At 43.0% G+C, this 19,689-nt stretch carries 19 protein-coding genes; 12 read left to right on the top strand and 7 right to left on the bottom strand.

Annotation, left to right across the window (positions count from 1 at the left end; all coding sequences use genetic code 11):
- Positions 1-99 precede the first annotated feature (99 nt).
- From CGB83_RS08625 to CGB83_RS08600, 6 genes are all read left to right on the top strand, one after another.
- Complete coding sequence (locus CGB83_RS08625; protein WP_100075431.1) at positions 100-558, top strand: DUF1801 domain-containing protein; 459 nt, start codon at positions 100-102, stop codon at positions 556-558.
- The gene (locus CGB83_RS08620; RefSeq protein WP_100075430.1) at positions 533-1,186 is read left to right on the top strand and encodes a YiiX/YebB-like N1pC/P60 family cysteine hydrolase; all 654 of its coding nucleotides are present in this window, start codon (positions 533-535) and stop codon (positions 1,184-1,186) included. The genes CGB83_RS08625 and CGB83_RS08620 overlap by 26 nt, the downstream gene beginning before the upstream one ends.
- Before the next feature lie 139 nt (positions 1,187-1,325).
- A complete protein-coding gene (locus tag CGB83_RS08615; RefSeq protein WP_100075429.1) occupies positions 1,326-1,637 on the top strand; it encodes an NIL domain-containing protein in 312 nt (103 codons plus the stop codon).
- 403 nt (positions 1,638-2,040) lie between these two features.
- Positions 2,041-2,292 (top strand): hypothetical protein, encoded by a 252-nt coding sequence (locus CGB83_RS08610; protein WP_228420140.1) that lies wholly within the window; start codon positions 2,041-2,043, stop codon positions 2,290-2,292.
- Between the two features lie 190 nt (positions 2,293-2,482).
- Positions 2,483-2,692 (top strand): hypothetical protein, encoded by a 210-nt coding sequence (locus CGB83_RS08605; RefSeq protein ID WP_100075428.1) that lies wholly within the window; start codon positions 2,483-2,485, stop codon positions 2,690-2,692.
- Positions 2,693-2,945: 253 nt separating this feature from the next.
- Positions 2,946-3,341, top strand: coding sequence for a hypothetical protein (locus CGB83_RS08600; protein ID WP_100075427.1), 396 nt, complete (start codon positions 2,946-2,948; stop codon positions 3,339-3,341).
- Positions 3,342-3,749: 408 nt separating this feature from the next.
- Here the strand turns inward: CGB83_RS08600 and murA are convergent, their stop codons facing one another.
- A complete protein-coding gene (murA, locus tag CGB83_RS08595; RefSeq protein ID WP_100075426.1) occupies positions 3,750-5,057 on the bottom strand; it encodes a UDP-N-acetylglucosamine 1-carboxyvinyltransferase in 1,308 nt (435 codons plus the stop codon).
- 1 nt (position 5,058) lies between these two features.
- Positions 5,059-5,709 carry a DUF4290 domain-containing protein gene (locus CGB83_RS08590; RefSeq protein WP_100075425.1) on the bottom strand — a complete coding sequence of 217 codons (651 nt, stop codon included), beginning with the start codon at positions 5,707-5,709 and terminating at the stop codon, positions 5,059-5,061.
- A gap of 187 nt (positions 5,710-5,896) precedes the next feature.
- Here CGB83_RS08590 and CGB83_RS08585 point away from each other — a divergent pair, with 187 nt between their 5' ends.
- A complete protein-coding gene (locus CGB83_RS08585; RefSeq protein WP_100075424.1) occupies positions 5,897-7,324 on the top strand; it encodes an alpha-amylase in 1,428 nt (475 codons plus the stop codon).
- Between the two features lie 50 nt (positions 7,325-7,374).
- Here the strand turns inward: CGB83_RS08585 and CGB83_RS08580 are convergent, their stop codons facing one another.
- The gene (locus CGB83_RS08580; RefSeq protein WP_100075423.1) at positions 7,375-7,788 is read right to left on the bottom strand and encodes a thiol-disulfide oxidoreductase DCC family protein; all 414 of its coding nucleotides are present in this window, start codon (positions 7,786-7,788) and stop codon (positions 7,375-7,377) included.
- Positions 7,789-7,793: 5 nt separating this feature from the next.
- Entirely contained in the window at positions 7,794-8,261 is a 468-nt protein-coding gene (locus tag CGB83_RS08575) for a heme-binding domain-containing protein (RefSeq protein WP_100075422.1), read from the bottom strand.
- A 233-nt stretch (positions 8,262-8,494) separates the two neighbouring features.
- On the opposite strand from CGB83_RS08575, the gene katG reads away from it, so the two are divergent.
- From katG to CGB83_RS08560, 3 genes are all read left to right on the top strand, one after another.
- Positions 8,495-10,777, top strand: coding sequence for a catalase/peroxidase HPI (katG, locus tag CGB83_RS08570; RefSeq protein WP_100075421.1), 2,283 nt, complete (start codon positions 8,495-8,497; stop codon positions 10,775-10,777).
- A 249-nt stretch (positions 10,778-11,026) separates the two neighbouring features.
- A complete protein-coding gene (gene der / locus CGB83_RS08565) occupies positions 11,027-12,337 on the top strand; it encodes a ribosome biogenesis GTPase Der (protein WP_100075420.1) in 1,311 nt (436 codons plus the stop codon).
- A gap of 8 nt (positions 12,338-12,345) precedes the next feature.
- Positions 12,346-12,987, top strand: coding sequence for a 4'-phosphopantetheinyl transferase family protein (locus CGB83_RS08560; RefSeq protein ID WP_100075419.1), 642 nt, complete (start codon positions 12,346-12,348; stop codon positions 12,985-12,987).
- Position 12,988: 1 nt separating this feature from the next.
- On the opposite strand, the gene CGB83_RS08555 is transcribed toward CGB83_RS08560, so the two are convergent.
- Together CGB83_RS08555 and CGB83_RS08550 are read right to left on the bottom strand one after the other, a co-directional pair.
- Positions 12,989-13,471: a GNAT family N-acetyltransferase gene (locus CGB83_RS08555; protein WP_100075418.1), complete on the bottom strand. Its 483-nt coding sequence runs from the start codon at positions 13,469-13,471 to the stop codon at positions 12,989-12,991.
- 157 nt (positions 13,472-13,628) lie between these two features.
- Positions 13,629-17,549, bottom strand: coding sequence for a Pls/PosA family non-ribosomal peptide synthetase (locus tag CGB83_RS08550; protein ID WP_100077548.1), 3,921 nt, complete (start codon positions 17,547-17,549; stop codon positions 13,629-13,631).
- Positions 17,550-17,664: 115 nt separating this feature from the next.
- On the opposite strand from CGB83_RS08550, the gene upp reads away from it, so the two are divergent.
- The gene (upp, locus tag CGB83_RS08545; protein ID WP_100075417.1) at positions 17,665-18,315 is read left to right on the top strand and encodes a uracil phosphoribosyltransferase; all 651 of its coding nucleotides are present in this window, start codon (positions 17,665-17,667) and stop codon (positions 18,313-18,315) included.
- Positions 18,316-18,465: 150 nt separating this feature from the next.
- Here the strand turns inward: upp and CGB83_RS08540 are convergent, their stop codons facing one another.
- On the bottom strand, positions 18,466-19,116 hold the full coding sequence (locus CGB83_RS08540) for a ComF family protein (protein WP_228420138.1): 651 nt from the start codon (positions 19,114-19,116) through the stop codon (positions 18,466-18,468).
- Positions 19,117-19,191: 75 nt separating this feature from the next.
- Between CGB83_RS08540 and CGB83_RS08535 the strand changes: the two genes are divergently transcribed.
- Entirely contained in the window at positions 19,192-19,581 is a 390-nt protein-coding gene (locus CGB83_RS08535; protein ID WP_100075415.1) for an acyl-CoA thioesterase, read from the top strand.
- The last annotated feature ends 108 nt before the right edge of the window (positions 19,582-19,689 follow it).

Below are 19,689 nucleotides of genomic sequence, written 5' to 3'. Positions count from 1 at the left end.
ACAAAAATAAGATTTAATTTTCCAATAAGAAAATAATCGTGTTTTGAAATCAACTATCTGTAAATTTTAATAATTTTAGCCTTTCAAAAACGGCAATACATGCAGACTACAGCTTTATCGGCAGAAGAATACCTGTCACAGATTCCTGAAGAAAGGCAGGACATATTCAAAAAGCTTTCAGATACGATCGATACCAACCTTCCTGAAGGATTCACGTTCGGGATGGGGTACGGAATGCCGGGCTGGGGTGTTCCGCTGGATCTCTATCCTGCAGGTTACCATTGCAGCCCCGGAACGCCGTTGCCTTTTATCAGCATTGCCTCACAGAAAAATTTTATTGCCCTGTACCATATGGGAATGTATGCCCAGCCGGAACTGCTGGCATGGTTTACCAGTGAATATCCCAAATATTCAAAGCGGAAGCTGGATATGGGGAAATCATGCGTCAGGTTTAAAAAAATGGATGATATTCCTATGGAACTGATTGCCGAACTGTGTAAAAAGATTACCGTGCGGAACTGGATTGAATGCTATGAAAAGAATTTTAAGAAAAAGTAGCCTGCTGCAACTCTTCTTTGCCGTGTGCATGGCAGCAGTGCTTTGCAGCTGCAGGAGTTCCCGGGTAGCAGACCTGAAAAACGGCGATCTGCTCTTTGTAACGGCAAAACCGACCGGGCTTTCCGGAGCCATCAATAATGTGACCCAAAAGCAGGCACAGGCTTCTTTTGACCATATCGGGATTCTGACATGGTCCGGTCATCATCCTTATGTATTGCATGCAGCGCCTGAAGGCGGTTCCCAAAAGCAGCCTCTGAAAGATTTCCTGAAAGACAGGTCTGATGACGGACAGAGAATAGTCGTATACCGCTTAAAGCCACCATACTGTACAGCCATACCTGCTGCGCTGGAAAAAGCAGAGTCCATGACAGGCAAACCTTATAATTTCAACTATATCCTCGATGAGAATTCCTATTACTGTTCAGATTTTGTGGAACGGGCATTCAGGGAAAACCATATTTTTACCCTGGAGCCGATGACATTCGTCGATCCTGAAACCGGAACAATCAATGAATTCTGGCAGAAATTCTATCAACAGAAGGGTCTTGAAGTTCCGGAAGGGCAGCCTGGTTGTAATCCCAACGGGCTCGCAGGTTCGGAAAAGCTGCAAAGGATCCGGGAATTGTAGTATAGCTCTTTTTTTTAGTTTAGGAGCTAAAATGTTAAAATTGAAAATTATTAGTCTACTAATTTTATAGGGTAATATTTTTTTATATTTTTGCTAAAGATTTAATGACATAAAATAATGACCCACTAATGCCTTTACTATGATAAGATCTGACCGCGAACTGCATGCGCTGCACAGTCCGCCTTTACAGGAAACCAGGGAACTGATACTTGAAATTGAGCTGAATGGTAAGATGAAGCTCGAGCATCTGATGAATGCGATGTACCGTAAGTTCGGAATCTGCCACCGGGTGCTGTCTGCACAGATAGAGTACCTTGACGGCCGGGATTTCGGGTATGTGCAGCTGTATATCGATGTAAGCGCGGAAGATCATCAAAGGCTGGAGCATTATCTTATACAGAACAGGTTGCTGAGTACTTCAGTAGCATATACCTGCCGGAAGTACACTTAAAAAGATTCATATTGGTTTTGATTACAATGGCCGTCCCGGCATCGTCCGGGGCGGCTTCTTGAAATAAGGTATTCTTTTTCTTATAACCAATTCAATAGGCTCCAGCAGGGCGTCTACTCAGACCTGGATCATCAGTGGTCAATAAAAATAATTATAATGAACAGCTCACCTATGACATGTGACATGAATGGCAATATCCATTACCCTGAAAGATTCTCCAAACTTTGTTCAGGAACAACTCCAGAGCTTATTTGAAAGTAACATACTATAATAAATTTAGAAAGCGAAGAATAAGAAAACTATTAGATAAATATTTATAACTTTAAAATGTAATGGATGCAAGTAGTTATGTAGAAGCTAGACTCAATATATTTAATTAATATATTTACGAATATTAATTAATGTGTCAAAGATAATTATTGTCCCTAAAAATAAAGAAGCGCAAATTGCATTGGATTTTGATATGACTTCTCCAGAACAAATTGTTGAACTTACTATAACCTCTGATGAATTTAACAGATTATGGAATGATGGGCTTTTTTCATTAATAGATAAAACTTCAAAATGTACTATTGATGAATTTGAAGATGAGCATATTACTGATTTAGAGTTAATATCTAAGTCATTATATGAACTAAAAAAAAAGATCATTTAATGCAGAAAAAATTATAAAAATGTTTGAATTGGCTTTATTATATAAACCAGCATTCATTTTTATTTTTAATATCCGGTACTTGATCTTAAATGTATTTTTGAATGAAACGTAGTATAGGTTTAAATTTACTACTATTTCAGTAGTAATATTCATAAAGATAAGTTTTTGAAGCTATATATCAATTAAAATTTTGGAAAATAAAAATACTGAAATAAATAAATTACTTATAAAGCTAAGTAGAGAATCAGTACGAAACTATAAACTTGTTGATTTTTGGGAAGCAGATACTACAGCAATAGGTATTCAAATTGAAAATACTTTGATATACGTTTCAGCTTTAATTATGACAGAACTCATAAATACAATGTTATTATTGGAAAATACGACACAGGAGAAATAATTGAAGAGGAAGAAGAAAGTACCTACGATGAGCTGATTAATATTATTCAGAAAATAAAAGAATAATTTTTTAATCCTTCTCACTGATGCTAATGTCTTGTTATTTTATATGATAGGCAGTGACATTTAATAAGAACACTTAAAAAAGTAATTTTACAATACAAGTACAGGTTTACTATTAAATAAATTAGTAGGATATAGATTATACAAGGCAGGCAACCAAATAGTCAAAATATTAATCCAGTAAATACAGAATGAAAAATATAATTTTAGTTATATTCTTTGCTTTTCTTTCATGCAAGGAAAAAGAAATTTTAACTGAAAAGAAAGTGATTTTTTCTGATTTAGTCGAACCGCAAAGAAACATTTACGTCAAATTATTATCTTACTACTCCGCAGCAGAGAAAAGCCAGTCGAATTTCTATTTGGTAAAAAACATTCATAACGGTGATACATTATACGTAATTGATAAAGATGACCAGTCTGTGTGTAATTTTATTAGAAATTATAACGGCGTACATAATACCAACTTATCATTGCAAAAAAGTAAGTTAAAAGAGAAGAAAGAATATATTATAAATATTCCGCAAAATTATATACTGAATAATAAAAAATTATATTTAGCAGAGCTAATAAGATTGATAGATTAATTCATGTAGGAGGATCTAAAGGTATCAAAATAAATCCATTCTTTATAAAATATATTTAAGCTAAAACTCTGGCTTTATCATATGCATTATCTCAATTGAAGACAATGCTGGATACTTATCAGGAGCCCGAGCTATATAAAAATAAATATGATGCTGCTGTTATTCTTGATGATCCTAATTGGCAGGAAATAGTACGAAAGACTAAAAAATTAATAGATTACTAAAATATAAAATAGAAAAACTATTCAGTAATTAATACGATAAAACTTCAAAAAATCAGAACATTAGTGTCCTCTGATTTTGTTATTAGGAATTATTTATCAGAAGAAAATGAACTTCTCAGTATAGTACCACAAAAAAAGGCTGCTCATCAAGCAGCCTCTATTTATAAAATGTAATACCAATCAATTAAATCCGTTCGATATCTGCACCGATGGCTTTCAATCTACCATCGATATTTTCATAACCGCGGTCAATCTGTTCGATATTGTGGATGATGGATTTGCCTTCCGCAGAAAGGGCTGCGATAAGAAGGGCATTTCCGGCACGGATGTCAGGGGAGACCATGGTGGTTCCTCTGAGCGGTGTTTCCTGGTTGAGCCCGATTACTGTTGCCCGGTGCGGATCGCATAAAATGATCTGTGCGCCCATGTCGATCAGTTTGTCCACGAAAAACAACCTGGATTCAAACATTTTCTGGTGGATGAGAAGGCTTCCTTTGGCCTGGGTGGCCACGACAAGCACAATAGATAGAAGATCCGGTGTGAAGCCCGGCCATGGAGCATCCGAAACGGTAAGGATGGATCCGTCGATGAATTTCTGGATTTTATAGTTCTCCTGAGCAGGAATATAAATGTCGTCATTGCTCTGTTCAAGCTCGATGCCGAGTTTTCGGAACGTATTCGGGATCACACCCAGCTGGTTCCAGTTGACGTTTTTAATCGTGATTTCAGATTTCGTCATGGCAGCCAGTCCGATCCACGAACCGATTTCCACCATATCCGGAAGCATGGTATGCTCCGTTCCGTGAAGGTATTCAACGCCTTCAATCGTCAGGAGGTTCGAGCCGATACCGGAAATATTGGCCCCCATGCGGTTGAGCATTTTGCAGAGTTGCTGAAGGTAAGGTTCGCAGGCAGCATTGTAGATTCTGGTTTTCCCTTTCGCCAGGACGGCAGCCATCACAATATTGGCTGTTCCGGTTACTGAAGCTTCTTCCAGAAGGATGAACTTTCCTCTCAGTTCCTTGGCTTTCAGGGAATAATAGTTTTCTTCCTCATCATAATGAAATTCAGCGCCCAGTTCTACAAGGCCCTGGAAATGGGTGTCCAGCCTTCTTCGTCCGATTTTGTCGCCGCCGGGAGTCGGCATATATGCTTCTCCGTAACGGGCAAGCATAGGACCCATCAGCATAATGGACCCGCGCAGCTTGGCACCATCCTTTTTGAACTCATCGGACTTGATATAATTGAAGTTTACTTTATCTGATTTAAAAGTGTAATCGCCTTTTCCGTTCTGGGTAACGCGAACACCGAAGTCTCCCAGGATTTCAATCAGCCTGTTGACATCATGGATGTCCGGGATATTGTTGATTCTTACTTCATCATCGGTTAGCAGCACTGCACATAAAATCTGCAGCGCCTCATTTTTGGCCCCTTGTGGAGTGATTTCACCTTGCAGTCTTTTTCCTCCCCGTATTTGAAATGTCCCACTCATCTTATTTTCTGTTTTTATAATTGTGTCTTTTTTTATTGGGCTGGTTTTTATTATTATTGTTGTTTTTGTTGTTGTTATTGTTGTTCCTGTTGTTATTGCTGGTGTAATAGATCTTGCTCTTTTCCAGCGATTCTATTCCGGTCAGGTCCAGCCTGTTTTCAGAAAGCTCTTTCAGGTGACGGAAAATGACATCATCCGTTACATGTTCCTTATTGTAAACATTGTAGGATTTCTTCATATTGTTGGCAATCACTTCAATCAGGGCTTCCTTTTCTTCACCGGGTTCCAGTTCTATAGCTTTATCGATCAGCTGCAGGATACTTTTCCCGTAAAATTTGAATTCCCCCTGAAGTTTGGGATACTCCATGCGCTTAGGCTTTTCGGCCAGCTGTTCACGGGTAGGGAAAGGATATGGGGAATCTACATCCAGGTCATAATCGGACAGGATGAATAGATGGTCCCAGAGTTTATGATTGTAATTTTCTTCGTCACGGAGCTGAGGGTTTCTCTGACCCATAAAATCGATGATTGCTGCCGCCATTTCATTTCTTTCCTCTTTATCGGAAACTTCTTTGCAGCGCTCAACCAACTGTTGTATAATCCTGCCGTATTCCGGCATATAAAGCTGAGTTTTTTGGGTGTTATATTCCATAATGTGCAAATATATGCATTAAAAGAAAATCTATCCTGAAAATCTTAAAAGTTTATCATTTCTTAATAAGAAAACAGGCCGGATCATTTTATTATGAATGAATAAAAATTAAATTATTTCAGTCCGTCCGGGATTTGTTTCAATAAAATTGTAATTTAGGTACAGGTTTAATAATTTAAATGCGCTTATGAAAAAATCAGCTTTACTGTATTACTGCCTGGCACTGGGATCAGTGGTTTCCTGCCGGAGCAATGACGAGATACTGCCTGCTTCACAGGCAGAGGTGCACAATAAAACTGTGGATGTCACCCACCATGACGGACGGCCTTTCAGTACGGGAAACGGATCTTCAACCGCAAAATTTGTTGCCGGACCGGGAGGCGGTGTACTGATGCAGGGGTTTTACTGGGATGTGCCTGCAGGCGGTACCTGGTGGGATACCGTAAAAGGGAAATTAACCGACTGGTCCAATGCGGGAATTGGTGCCGTATGGCTGCCACCGGCCTCAAAAGCTCAGAACGGGCCGTACTCTATGGGATATGACCCTACCGATTATTATGATTTCGGGAATTTTAACCAGAACGGAACCGTGGAAACCCGCTTCGGGTCAAGAACTGAACTGGAAGCGCTCGTTACCAAGGCTCATGCGGAAAATATGCAGGTATATGCCGATATTGTTATCAACCACAACAGTGGCGGGCAATCCGAATACAATCCGTACACCGGAAACAATACCTGGACGAACTTTTCAGGAGTGGCTTCAGGGAAATTCCCGAGGAATTACAATGATTTTTATAAGAATTCCTATGGAGATAATGATGAAGGCGCTTTCGGGGGTTATCCGGACCTCTGCCATGCCAATCCGTATGTGCAGGACTGGCTTTGGGGAAGGGATGACTCTGTGGCAAAATATTATAAGAATACCATGAAATTTGACGGATGGAGATTTGATTATGTAAAAGGTTTCGGGCCCTGGGTAGTGAACAACTGGAATTCCAGCGTAGGCGGTTTCTCTGTGGGCGAATTATGGGATTCGAATGTCAATACTCTTGAATGGTGGGCTAATAATGCCAACAGCTCTGTGTTTGATTTTGCCGCTTACTACAAAATGGATGAGGCCTTTGACAATAATAACCTGAATGCGCTGAATGATGATATGATGTGGAAAAGGAACCCCTATAAGGCAGTGACTTTCGTAGCGAACCATGATACGGATATCATCTACAACAAAATGCTCGCCTATGCCTACATTCTTACCCATGAAGGGTATCCCACGATCTTCTACCGCGATTATGAAGAATGGCTGAATAAAGAGCGCCTCAATAACCTTATCTGGATCCACAATAATAAAGCAACGGGAACAACTTCTATCCTGTATACGGATAATGACGAATATATTGCCAGACGGAACGGGTATAACGGAAACCCGGGACTCGTGGTATACATCAATAATTCCTCTTCATGGCAGGAACGATGGATACAGACCAACTGGGCCGGTAAACAGATCAAGGATTTCACCGGAAACTCCAGCTGGTATCCCACGACCCAGGGATATCAGTGGGTGAAAATCCAGAGTCCTCCCAACAGTTATTCCATATGGTCCCTGAATCAATAAACCAAAAGGCTGCTCTCTTACAAGCAGCCTTTGTTTTGATCTTATCTTATTTAAACTTCAATGAATTTTTTCCTCTGGTGAGGAGTGGGAAGGTAGCATTTCTGATTAGCCAGTTTCATGCGGTTTTTAGAAACCACATCGTACAGTTTGTCGCTTAAAAAGCTCGGAATAATCTTACCTACTACGGAAAGCTGATATATTCCTCCCAATAGCCGGGCAATCTCCAATACGGCCCTGGACTTGATCAGATAATAAGAATTGGGCTTCCAGAGATACATGGTGTTGAAAACTTTGGTATCCAGCCCTCTGTCAGATAAGAATTTCTGCCCAAATTCCGATTGAAGGGAAGCAAACATAAACTGGTCTTTGGTATCCCTTTCCAGGATCCATTGTACCCAGAAATTACATACGCCGCAGTCCCCGTCGAAAAAGACAATATATTTATTGGTAAATCCCTCCTGCATGATGGTTATTTTAAAAGCATTATTTTACGTTCAGTATCATCTTTCATTTTTCTGAAGTATGCTGCAAGCTCGTTCCGCTGCTTATCCGTCAGTTTGGCTTCCTGGTGGCCCACGATATAAGTTTCGAGAGGCATCTCCTTATTAACCACCATGTCAATACATTCCTGCAATTTGTGTGCCTGTATCTTAGCAGGATACGACGAAAAGGTTGAAAAATTCAGTTCTTTACGGCCCTCATCAATGTGGTTTTTGAGCAGCCATGAAGCTGGGGAAATATTCGAATACCAGGGATAGCGGGTTTCATTGGAATGACAGTCATAACATGACGCCCTGATGATCTTTGCCGTCTCAGCAGGCGTTTTTTTGATGTTGATAAAATCCATCCCTTTATTCAACGGAGGATTTGTCTTATCAATAGGAAAAAACTGCATCATGATAAAGGCAACCAGAACAATAGTTAATATTTTTTTCATATGGAATGTTTTGACATGATATAAAAATAATTAAATTTATTTGGACGAAACACTATTGAAGTGAATTTCTGCTTTTTAGGTCAGTATGCAATTTTTAAACCGGAAGAATAAATGATGAGGTTATAGTTTTTCACTATTGTAGAGATTAAAATTAATAGATTGTATTTATGGCTAAACTGGAGTATGTTTGTAACATCAATAATAATATCTGAATAACATAAACAAGAACTATAATGGAAGGAAAAGATTTAAATGACATCAGCAAATGCCCGTTTCATAACGGGGCCATGAAACAGGAAAATGTAGCCGGCGGCGGTACCCAGAACAGGGACTGGTGGCCGGATCAGCTTAGGGTGGATATTCTAAGGCAACACTCATCAAAATCCAATCCGATGGATGAGGATTTTGATTATGCAGAAGCTTTTAAAATCCTCGATCTTGAGGCTGTTAAAAAGGACCTTCATGAACTGATGACCGACTCTCAGGACTGGTGGCCGGCAGATTTCGGGCATTATGGCCCTCTGTTCATCCGTATGGCATGGCACAGCGCCGGAACGTACCGTGTAGGAGACGGAAGGGGAGGCGCCGGAGCCGGACAGCAGAGATTCGCTCCGCTGAACAGCTGGCCGGATAACGTGAGCCTGGATAAAGCAAGACGCCTGTTATGGCCGATCAAACAGAAATACGGGAAAAAAATATCATGGGCTGACCTTCTTATCCTTACCGGAAACGTAGCACTGGAATCCATGGGCTTTAAAACCTTCGGATTTGCAGGCGGCCGGGCGGATGTATGGGAACCGGATCAGGATGTATACTGGGGAGAAGAAAAAACCTGGCTGGGCGGTGACATAAGATATTCCCACGGATCAGAAGGGGTTGTTGAAAACCACGGTGTCCTTTCAGCTGATGATGATGCTGATGGAAAAATCCATTCCAGAGATCTTGAGAAACCCCTGGCTGCAGTCCAGATGGGACTGATCTACGTAAACCCGGAAGGACCGGACGGAAATCCCGATCCGATTGCAGCCGCAAAAGATATCCGTGATACCTTCGGTCGTATGGCCATGAATGATGAAGAAACCGTAGCACTGATTGCCGGCGGCCACACATTCGGGAAAACCCATGGTGCCGGACCGGCAGACCATGTAGGAAAAGAGCCTGAAGCGGCCGGCATAGAATCACAGGGACTTGGATGGGAAAGTACTTATAAATCAGGGAAAGGTCCGGATACCATTACCAGCGGACTAGAAGTGACCTGGACGGAAACACCTACCCAGTGGAGCAATTATTTCTTTAAAAATCTTTTCGAGCACGACTGGGAATTGACGAAAAGCCCGGCAGGAGCGCACCAGTGGGTGGCAAAGAATGCAGAGGAAATTATTCCTGATGCATTCGACGCTTCTAAAAAACACAGGCCTACCATGCTTACCACTGACCTTTCATTAAGAATGGACCCTGAATATGAAAAGATTTCAAGGCATTTTTATGAAAACCCGGATGCTTTTGCCGATGCCTTTGCAAGGGCATGGTTCAAGCTGACGCACAGGGATATGGGACCGCGTGCCCGGTATTTGGGACCGGATGTTCCTCAGGAAGAGCTGATCTGGCAGGATCCGGTTCCTGCTGTAGACCATGAGCTGGTGGATGATTCTGACATAAAAGCCCTGAAAGATAAAATCCTGAATTCCGGATTAAGCATTTCAGAACTGGTTTCCACAGCCTGGGCTTCCGCTTCAACATTCAGGGGAAGCGACAAACGCGGCGGTGCCAACGGTGCTAGAATCCGGCTTGAGCCTCAGAAAAACTGGGAAGTGAATAATCCGGCACAGCTGCAGAAAGTATTGGGTGTACTGGAATATATCCGGAAAGAATTTAACGGCGCACAAGGCGGAAACAAAAAAATATCCATTGCCGACCTGATCGTCCTGGCAGGAAGCGCAGCTGTTGAGAAAGCGGCCGCAGAAGCCGGACACTCTGTGGAAGTGCCTTTCACGGCAGGACGTACTGATGCTTCACAGGAGCAGACGGATGTAGAATCCATGAGGTATCTTGAGCCGGCAGCAGACGGATTCAGAAATTACCTGAAAAAGAAATTTTCCGTATCCACAGAATCCCTTCTTATTGATAAAGCACAGCTTCTAACCCTTACCGCACCGGAATTAACCGTGTTAATCGGCGGAATGCGTGCCCTGGGTGCTAATTATGACGGTTCTTCCCATGGTATTTTCACACAGAAGAAAGAAGTGTTAACCAATGATTTCTTTGTTAATCTCCTGGATATGAATACCCAATGGAAATCTGCTTCGCAGGACAATGAAGTTTATGAAGGAAGGGACCGTAAAACCGGCGAACTGAAGTGGACTGCCACACGGGCGGACCTGGTATTCGGTTCCAATGCTGAACTGAGAGCAGTGGCAGAAGTGTATGCCGCTTCAGACGCCCATGAAAAATTTATAAAAGACTTTGTATCCGCGTGGGTCAAAGTGATGAATTTAGACAGATTTGATTTAATGTAGTTGATTTGTTAGTTACCTATTCTCTAAAGACAGCCTTCGGGCTGTTTTTTTGCTCTTCAGGCATCTGAAATAAAAACAGCAGAATAAATGATACACTTTACATCCCTGTTCAACTTAAAACATCATATGATTCTGTTCTTCATGATTTAACCTGAATTGAGGTTAAATAATAAAACCTTATCTTTGCAAAAAAATTGGGCTCCAAAGGTTGGAGAAACCCATTAATAATTAGCTTATTAAACATTTTTTATGTCGAATATTGTCGCAATCGTTGGGCGTCCCAACGTAGGAAAATCAACACTTTTTAATCGTTTACTGGAAAGAAGGGAAGCCATTGTAGATGCTACTGCCGGGGTAACCCGTGACCGTCACTATGGGAAATCCGACTGGAATGGTGTAGATTTCACCGTGATCGATACCGGAGGGTATGACGTGAATAACGATGACGTTTTCCAGGGGGAAATATCAAAACAGGTTCAGCTTGCTGTGGATGAAGCCACTTCAATCATTTTCATGCTGAATGTGGAAGAAGGCCTTACCGATACCGATTATGAAATCTTTGAGATGCTGAGAAGATCGAACAAGCCGGTTTACATCGTTGTGAACAAAGTGGATTCCGCTAAGGAGGAGCTGGCCGCTACGGAATTTTATCAGCTGGGTATCGAAAAATATTACACCTTATCTTCTGCAACAGGTTCCGGAACAGGAGAACTGCTGGATGATATTGTTAATGATTTCCCGACCACAGAATATAAAGATCCGTTCGAAGGATTGCCTAAAATTACCATTGCCGGCCGTCCGAATGTAGGAAAATCTACCCTTACCAATGCTTTGCTGGATACAGACCGGAATATTGTAACGGATGTTGCAGGAACAACAAGGGACAGTATCCAGACTCTGTACAATAAATTCGGACATGAATTCGTGCTGGTAGATACTGCCGGGATGAGAAGGAAGTCAAAAGTTTCAGAGGACCTGGAATTTTATTCCGTGATGCGCTCCATCCGTTCCATTGAATTTTCTGATGTGGTGATCATTATGGTGGATGCCACTTTAGGCTGGGAATCCCAGGATATGAATATTTTCGGGCTGGCTCAGAAAAACAGGAAAGGCATCGTGATCGTGGTGAATAAATGGGACTTGGTCGAAAATAAGCATACCAATACGGTCAGGGATTTTGAAAAATCCATCAGGGATAAGATCGGTCAGTTCAGCGACATCCCGATCCTGTTCGTTTCAGCATTAACGAAACAGAGGATCCTGAAAGTAGTGGAAACCGCCATGACCGTTTATGAAGACCGTAAGAAGAAAATTAAAACTTCAAAATTAAACGAAGTAATGCTTCCGATCTTTGAAGGAACCCCGCCGCCGGCGAACAAAGGGAAGTACATCAAAATCAAATACTGCGTACAGCTGCCGACGCCTTCGCCTCAGTTCGTATTCTTCTGCAACCTTCCGCAGTACGTGAAGGAGCCTTACAAGAGGTTTACGGAAAACCAGCTGAGAAAAGAATTCGGGTTTACCGGAGTTCCGATTGAAGTGTATTTCAGACAGAAATAAAACCGGTTATGGAAGTCTGGGTCGCATACAGTTTTCCTGGTCAGAATGACGGAGAACGGCTGGAAGCGCTTTTTGCCCAACTTCCTGCCTCCATTACGGAGCCGGTGAACAGATACAGAAACCCTGCTGACAGAAAAGGGAGGGTAATGTCAAAATTATTATTAGAAACCCTGGTAAGGAAACATTTTCCTCACCAGGGTTTTTCATGGGACCGCTACCGAAAAGATGATTTATCAAAACCATACCTGGAAGGAATGGCGCTCTCGTTCAGTACTTCCCATCATGATGCGTTAAGCATCGTATGCCTCACTTCCGGGAAAAGCTGCGGAGTGGATTCAGAACTCCTGAAACCGGTGGATACTGAGCTCTATCATGATTTTCTCCATCCTGATGAAAGGGAGTTTATAGCAAGCCGGACAGATCAGACAACGTCTTTTTATAACATCTGGACGCGAAAAGAAGCAGTTTTGAAAGCTTCAGGCATGGGTATACACAGTGAACTGAATTCGGTAGATGCACATGAAGATATGGTTTGGGTTGAAAAAAGTTCATATAGTACTATCCCCTTATTTTTATCCGATGATACGGTGACTCATCTGGCTACACCTGAAACGGTAAGTAGGCTGCACCTTGAGGAGATCCGGTTCTGATTTACAGCCATTTCTCATACATCAGCCTTACCGGACTGTAGCCTTGCTTAGAGAGCCAGCTCTGCATGGTAAGGTTGCTGCACAGGGTGAAACGGTAGATCCTTCTGATAGGATGTTGCTTATAAGCCTCTTCAAATGCTGCATTCAGCGCAGAATAAATCCCCTGTTTCCGGTATTCTGGTTTTACATAACCCTCCGAAATATAAAGGTCATCCGCATCGCCCAGTTCGAAATTGCTGTCGTCCCTTTCCTCGATATATCCGAAAATAAACCCGATAGCTTTGCCTTCAGTTTCCGCGATCAGAAATGTCCCGTCATTTTCTTCCTCACATTCAGCCATGAACCGCAGGTAATTCTCCCTGATTAGCGGCCAGTCAGCCGTATTCGGATTCATTTCCTTTTCCGAAAGGTGCAGCTCACCCACCAGTTCATCCGCAATGGACAGGTTTTCTTTAATATGTATTTTCCGGATCGTATACTCCATCAGTAAAGTTTAAGTGGTTAAATCGATTGCTATAAACTGTTCAGTCTTTTTATTTTATATTATGATATTCAATCTTTTAAAACTAAAAAAATAGCTTTAAATAATTCAGTTACTGATCTGTTCAACCGACAATCAATCATCATTTATAATTCATACCTCACTTCCCTCTCACCGGGCTTCCATGCCATGACGTGTGATCTGATAAAACTTCCCCTTTCATCACGAGTGATAAGGCATCTACGGTCACATGGTCACCGATTTCGGTATCGTAGAGAATGATTGTTCTGGTATTGATTGTTGTCTGCCTGCCGATTTTCACGGGACCTACTTTCATGATCCGGTCTTCAAAGAGATGTGTTTGCGGACCGCAGTCTTCATTCAGCATCGCTTCATCGCCAATGGAAACCATATCGTATTCTGTGATATCAGTCGTATTCAGCCATACTCTCTTACCGATCTTCACTCCCAGGAAGCGCATAAAGAAAGGCAGCCATAAAGTTCCACGCAGGAAATCAAGGAAAAACTGTACCGGAAGTGCCTCGTATAAAGTGGTGATCCCTTCGCTCAGCCATACTTTAAGGCTGTACATAGGCATTTCCGATTTTTTGTATTTTCCTACGAAAATCCATTTCAGCAGAGCCGTAAAGAAAAAACAGGGAAGTGCAACGATTCCCAGATAATAAAAAGGGGAAAACAGCAGCAGGTGATGAATCCTTCCCTCCATATAGGTACTCGTATAAGCCACGAACAATAAACTGCAGATGATAATGACTGTCTGCGGAAGGATAATTCTGATGCCTTCCACCAAAGCTCTTGCTATTCTCAGCCGCACAGGCGGATGGTAAGTAAGGTTATCCTGGAAGACATCTGATTTCTGCCTGGAAGGCAATCCGATAGGCGGAGACCCGAACCAGTCTTTTTCCTGCGAATTATTAAGCTGTTCCTCCGTAGGAACCTTGCTCAGCACTCCAATGAGCATATTGTCCCCCAACTCATAGCCCTGCGGAATCAGCCCGCTGTTGCCCACGAAGCTGTTATTGCCGATTTTCGTTTTTTCAAGGATCAGCTTTTCATTTCTTACATCATGTTCGCCCAGGATCACTGCATCGGCAATAAATGATCCTTCGCCGATTTCCAGCAGGTGATGTGATACGTCACTGGCCGTAGAGATTTCTGAATTCTTTCCTACTTTTGCTCCCATCATCCTGTAGAACTTGCTGATGTACACCGAGGCAAAAATAGGGTGGATGACAATCAGGGACAGGTTGAAAATCTGGTCTTTGATCCATTTTCTGTAATACGTAAAGCTGTATACCGGATAAATTCCCGGCTCCATTTTATATTGCAGCGCCCTCGTCACCAAGCTTACGATCAGAATGAACAGCAGGATATAAACGGCGGAAAGCAGCGGAGCCTGCCACAGATAATAAAAGCTGTAATCCGGCGACTGTTCGTCGAGATAGTACAACGTATACAAAGTAGGAGCCAGCGGTAAAACGATGAGCAGCGGAAAGAAAAATAATGAACAGGCGTACAAAAAGGCGAACCTGTTTCTTTTTCCGGCCGAAGAAAGCTGTGGGGCATCCAGTTCTTTCCCCGATTTTATCCTCAGCTTTTCTGCCGGGCTTCCGTTCCAGACCTCACCGTAACCGATCTTTTTGCCTTCATTCAGGCAGCTCAGGTCCTGAAGTTCTCCAAACTCCTCAATCACCGTATCCCCGCATACGATCGCAGCAGATCCTAAGTAAGCATGCGCTTTGATATGCACTTTCCTGATCCTTAACATCCCGTTTTCTACGGAAGCATTATCTATGCTGCATCCTGAACTGGTATTGACATTCGCATCAATCGTTACGAGGTCTTCCGCAGCGATGGGAAGAAGGCTCAGCTGTGCGCTGGGATGTACTTTTACACCCAGTAATCTAAGGTATTTCGGGTACAACGGTGTTTCAACAATGAATTCCGAGGGCATGAGTCTTTTAACGGTTTTCCATAGCCACCATCTGAAATAATACCAGCCCCAGAGCGGATAGTCCCCTTCCCTGATTTTTCCGATGACCAGCCATTTGACGATGATGATCAGCAGGGAATATACCGGAGGGATAAGTGTATACAGCAATATGGCGCTGAGCAGTGCAAAACCGGTCCCGTAGTCATTCAGCTGAAAATAATAATAACTGAGGTAAGGGAAAAAGATCTGAAAGCTCAGCAACGAAAAAATAGCCAGCAGGCAAACCGTCTGTGCGGCATTGCAAAGGTAATACTGCAATGTGGAAACCCGTTTGAAAGGCTCCTGATGCCAGTCTTCAATGGGCTGCTTATGGCTGAGGCATTCTGCAAAAGCAGAGAGCGGACGGTTTTCGTAAATATCTTTTAAAGAAGCATAGGGAATCCCTGCTTTCTGTCTCAAATGCGATACCAGCGTGGCTGCCAGTAAAGAATGGCCGCCCAGATCTGTAAAGAAATCCTGTTCCAGGCTGATTGGCTTGCCCGGAAATACCCATTGCAGCGTCTGGATCAGCTTTTCGTTAATGGGAGCCGCGGAATCAATAGAGATTTCCTCGGTCTTTTCGTGGAGGGTAAAGCTTTCAGGAAGCGGAAGCCTTTTGCGGTCTATTTTTCCGCTCGGCATCCTTGGCATTTCTTTCATCCTGATAATGGCAATCGGTACCATATACGGTGCCAGGAACTTGGCAATTTCCTTCCGCATTTCGCTTTCATCAAAGGCAGCATCATTGTTCATGACCGTATAGCCTACAAGCTGTCCCTGTCCATTGGCATCTTCTTTCACGGCAACAGCGGCGGATGAAACTCCGGAAAGCCGGTTTAGCCTGGATTCTATTTCGCCCAGTTCTATCCTGTAACCCCTGAGCTTGATCTGGTCATCGATCCTTCCCTGGAAATCGATAAATCCATCCTCACGGAAGATCACAGCGTCGCCGGTTTTATAAATCGTATCCCCCGGCATTTCCGGAAAAGGGTTGGGGAGGAATTTCTGTCCGGTAAGCTCAGGAAGATTGAAATATCCATTGCTTACTCCCGGGCCGGAAATGATCATTTCTCCGCGTTCCCCTCGTGGAACGATATTAAGCTGTTCATCAACGACCGCGATATGGTAATTCGGTAAAGGCCCTCCGATGGTCAGCTCCTGATTGCGGTTAAGGATTGCCATATTGGAAGAAACCGTAGTTTCCGTAGGTCCGTAACTGTTGATGAAAATCCGGTACGGTTGTGCCCATTTTTCCTGTACCTGCTTAGTGCAGGCTTCGCCTCCTGTATTGATCAGGCGGATGGAGGGCACCTCATCAATGATGGCCAAAATACTCGGTACGGCGTGGAGAACGGTAATTTTATTCTCCGTTAAAACCTGGCTTAATTCATCAATGGCCTTTACGGTAGTGGCATCGGCCACCCAGATGGTTGCCCCGGAAAAAAGACTGATCCACACTTCTTCGCACCACATGTCAAAAGAAACCGAAAAGCCCTGGTATACGGTATCCGTATCTTGTATCCCGATGAAATCCTCTTCGGAACGGATGAGGTGGCAGATGTTGCGGTGGGAAATCGGGATTCCTTTCGGGTTTCCGGTACTGCCGGAAGTAAACAACACATAGGCCCAATGATCAGGGTGGCTGTCCACTGGTAAAGCAGGAACATCTTCCTGCGGCTGCGGGGAAATGGATATGGGCTGGCAATGGATATGGGCATCCGTATCAGAAAAATAGGTCTTTACATTAATGTCCGTAAAAACTTTTTTGATGCGGTCTTCCGGCATTTCCCTGTCAAGAGGAATGTATGTGGCGCCTGCTTTTAAAATACCCAGGATGCAAACCGGGAGTTCGAGGCTGCGGGGATACCAGACGCCGACGCGGTCGCCGGGCATCACGCCTTTCTGGTGGAGTTGCCTGGCTATAGCGTTGCTCCAGCTGTCGAGTTCGCCGTAGGTAAGCTTCTTATCTTTATAAATAAAAGCGGTTTTATGCCTGTAACGCTCAAAAACGGGGTTTAAGAGCTGAGGAAGTGTTTCGTCTTTAATAAATTCCGGACAGGTTTTTCCTAAAATTAAACTGTTCATCATTGTCGGGTCTCTGGTATGAGTATTTGTAGTGCTTATTGATGGATAAATATACTGCATTTGTGTTGACATTCCGTAAGTAAATTTTGTAGTTTTGCAGAATCAAAAAGAGACATTCATGCTTACTATTTTATCACAAGACTTTTCATTAGTCAACCAGTGGATCAATGAACTCCGGAATGTTAAAATACAGCATGACCGGCTGCGTTTCAGGAGGAATATGGAACGTATCGGCGAGATAGCCGCTTTTGAAATCAGCAAAACGCTTGAGCACCGGGAAGTGGAAATCCAGACCCCGCTCGATACGGTTGCTATAAAAGAAATTGCCGTACAGCCTGTTATTACCACCATCCTGAGGGCAGGAGTTCCTTTATTCCAGGGGATTTTGAATTATCTGGATCAGGCAGACTGCGGTTTTGTGGCTGCATACCGGAAGCATGATGCCAATGATTATTTTTCCATCAAGCAGGATTACCTTACGTGCCCGAGCATTGAAGGAAGGCCGCTGATCGTGGCAGATCCCATGCTCGCGACCGGAGCTTCCCTTATTGAAGTCATCAAGGACCTGCTGACTCACGGTAAGCCTACGGAACTCCATATCGTCGCTGCAATCGCATCCAGGCAGGGCGTGGAAACCATCGAAAAACAATATCCGGAAGCTAAGATATGGGTAGGTGCCATCGATGAAAACCTGACTTCCAAAGGATATATTACCCCTGGATTGGGTGATGCAGGAGATCTGAGCTATGGCGAAAAACTTCAGCGCTAGGCCACAGGTAAAGATCTATACCATATAAAGGCTGTATTCTCAAGGATACAGCTTTTGTCATTTTTTAAATATTGTTTCCTCAATAATCCCGCCCACAAAACCCTCTCACACTCCAACTCACCAACTCACCAACACTCCAACCCAAAACCCTCACTCATCCATTGCCATCACCAGCACGCTCACTGTATTGCCGGGCTCACTTAAAATTTCCCACGCAATGGTAGCCAGTGTATTTCCTGTGGTGAACACATCATCAATCAGGAGGATATGTTTTCCGGTAATGTTCCGGGTTAATGAAAAAGTATTTTCCGCCTGCAGGCGGTGCTGCTTGTCCTTCAGTGCCTGTGCTTTTGAGTAATGGTTTCTTTTGATCAGGCTGTGGTCAGCCGGGATTCCATACAGATCGGATAAGGCATTTGTGAAAGCATGAAGCTGGTTGTAGCCTCTTTCCCTCTGTTTTCTGGGATGGAGCGGAACGCTTACCAGAAGGTCGGGTTGATGATCTTTAAAATCCAGGTATTGAGGGATCCATCCTGCAATCATTTTCCCTATTTTCTCACGGTTCCTGTATTTGAGCTCGTGAACAATTTTACGGCTTATATTTTCTTTTTCAAACTGCATCAGCGCAAAGGCATGTGCAACCGGAAACAGCAGAAGGCATCGCTCCTTCAGGATATTGTTCCCGGAAAAATCGAAGTGGGTAAAATGAATGTGGCTGAAGCAGAGGTTGCAGACTGCAAGGTCAGCCTCAATAATCCTGTTGCATTCCAGGCAACGGTTGGGAAAGAATAAATCCAGCATTATATGTGTTTTGTAATGCTAAGATAAAATTTAAAAGTTAATATATTTGACCGGAATTCATAAAAAGTAAAGAACATGAGCCTGGTATATGAAACAGAAATCACCGTTACAGAGGAACATATTGATGGGAATAACCATGTGAATAATGTGCAGTATGTACATTGGGTAGCTATGGTTGCCGCAGCACACTGGGACCTTTTGAAATCCGGGACCGAATATGAAGAGGACATCTGGATGCTTTTCGATCACCATATCCGGTACAAAAAACAGGTATACCTGGATGACATACTCACTGTAAAGACGTATCCTGAGGTGCCGGAAGGAATCCGGCAGCCCAGGAAAGTAGAGTTTTATTGTAAAGGCGAACTGGTGGTGGAATCGCGTACGCTCTGGATCTTAATGGAAAAGCATACACAAAAGATCAGAAGGCCGGGAAATGACTGGATAACTGGCTTGTCATTGTAATCATATAATTGATGTGATTTTTTGCTGCTCCGATCTCCGGACTCATCTCCGGATAAAATCAGTTTCTTTTGTCAGTTTTGTGCTTAGATACACCCGTGTTTTCAGGTT

The sequence above is a fragment of the Chryseobacterium camelliae genome, assembly GCF_002770595.1.
Lineage (GTDB): Bacteria > Bacteroidota > Bacteroidia > Flavobacteriales > Weeksellaceae > Chryseobacterium > Chryseobacterium camelliae.
Note: the sequence above shows the minus strand (reverse complement) of the source record. Positions and strands in the feature narration are given on the sequence as shown.

What these genes read in the sequence shown, in the direction of transcription:
- CGB83_RS08550 (WP_100077548.1), bottom strand. Translation starts at nt 17,549, where the DNA reads ATGATGAACAGTTTAATTTTAGGAAAAACCTGTCCGGAATTTATTAAA.
- katG (WP_100075421.1), top strand. Translation starts at nt 8,495, where the DNA reads ATGGAAGGAAAAGATTTAAATGACATCAGCAAATGCCCGTTTCATAAC.
- CGB83_RS08535 (WP_100075415.1), top strand. Translation starts at nt 19,192, where the DNA reads ATGAGCCTGGTATATGAAACAGAAATCACCGTTACAGAGGAACATATT.
- CGB83_RS08620 (WP_100075430.1), top strand. Translation starts at nt 533, where the DNA reads ATGAAAAGAATTTTAAGAAAAAGTAGCCTGCTGCAACTCTTCTTTGCC.
- CGB83_RS08540 (WP_228420138.1), bottom strand. Translation starts at nt 19,116, where the DNA reads ATGCTGGATTTATTCTTTCCCAACCGTTGCCTGGAATGCAACAGGATT.
- CGB83_RS08625 (WP_100075431.1), top strand. Translation starts at nt 100, where the DNA reads ATGCAGACTACAGCTTTATCGGCAGAAGAATACCTGTCACAGATTCCT.
- murA (WP_100075426.1), bottom strand. Translation starts at nt 5,057, where the DNA reads ATGAGTGGGACATTTCAAATACGGGGAGGAAAAAGACTGCAAGGTGAA.
- CGB83_RS08590 (WP_100075425.1), bottom strand. Translation starts at nt 5,709, where the DNA reads ATGGAATATAACACCCAAAAAACTCAGCTTTATATGCCGGAATACGGC.
- CGB83_RS08585 (WP_100075424.1), top strand. Translation starts at nt 5,897, where the DNA reads ATGAAAAAATCAGCTTTACTGTATTACTGCCTGGCACTGGGATCAGTG.
- CGB83_RS08560 (WP_100075419.1), top strand. Translation starts at nt 12,346, where the DNA reads ATGGAAGTCTGGGTCGCATACAGTTTTCCTGGTCAGAATGACGGAGAA.
- CGB83_RS08575 (WP_100075422.1), bottom strand. Translation starts at nt 8,261, where the DNA reads ATGAAAAAAATATTAACTATTGTTCTGGTTGCCTTTATCATGATGCAG.
- CGB83_RS08580 (WP_100075423.1), bottom strand. Translation starts at nt 7,788, where the DNA reads ATGCAGGAGGGATTTACCAATAAATATATTGTCTTTTTCGACGGGGAC.
- upp (WP_100075417.1), top strand. Translation starts at nt 17,665, where the DNA reads ATGCTTACTATTTTATCACAAGACTTTTCATTAGTCAACCAGTGGATC.
- CGB83_RS08615 (WP_100075429.1), top strand. Translation starts at nt 1,326, where the DNA reads ATGATAAGATCTGACCGCGAACTGCATGCGCTGCACAGTCCGCCTTTA.
- CGB83_RS08555 (WP_100075418.1), bottom strand. Translation starts at nt 13,471, where the DNA reads ATGGAGTATACGATCCGGAAAATACATATTAAAGAAAACCTGTCCATT.
- der (WP_100075420.1), top strand. Translation starts at nt 11,027, where the DNA reads ATGTCGAATATTGTCGCAATCGTTGGGCGTCCCAACGTAGGAAAATCA.
- CGB83_RS08600 (WP_100075427.1), top strand. Translation starts at nt 2,946, where the DNA reads ATGAAAAATATAATTTTAGTTATATTCTTTGCTTTTCTTTCATGCAAG.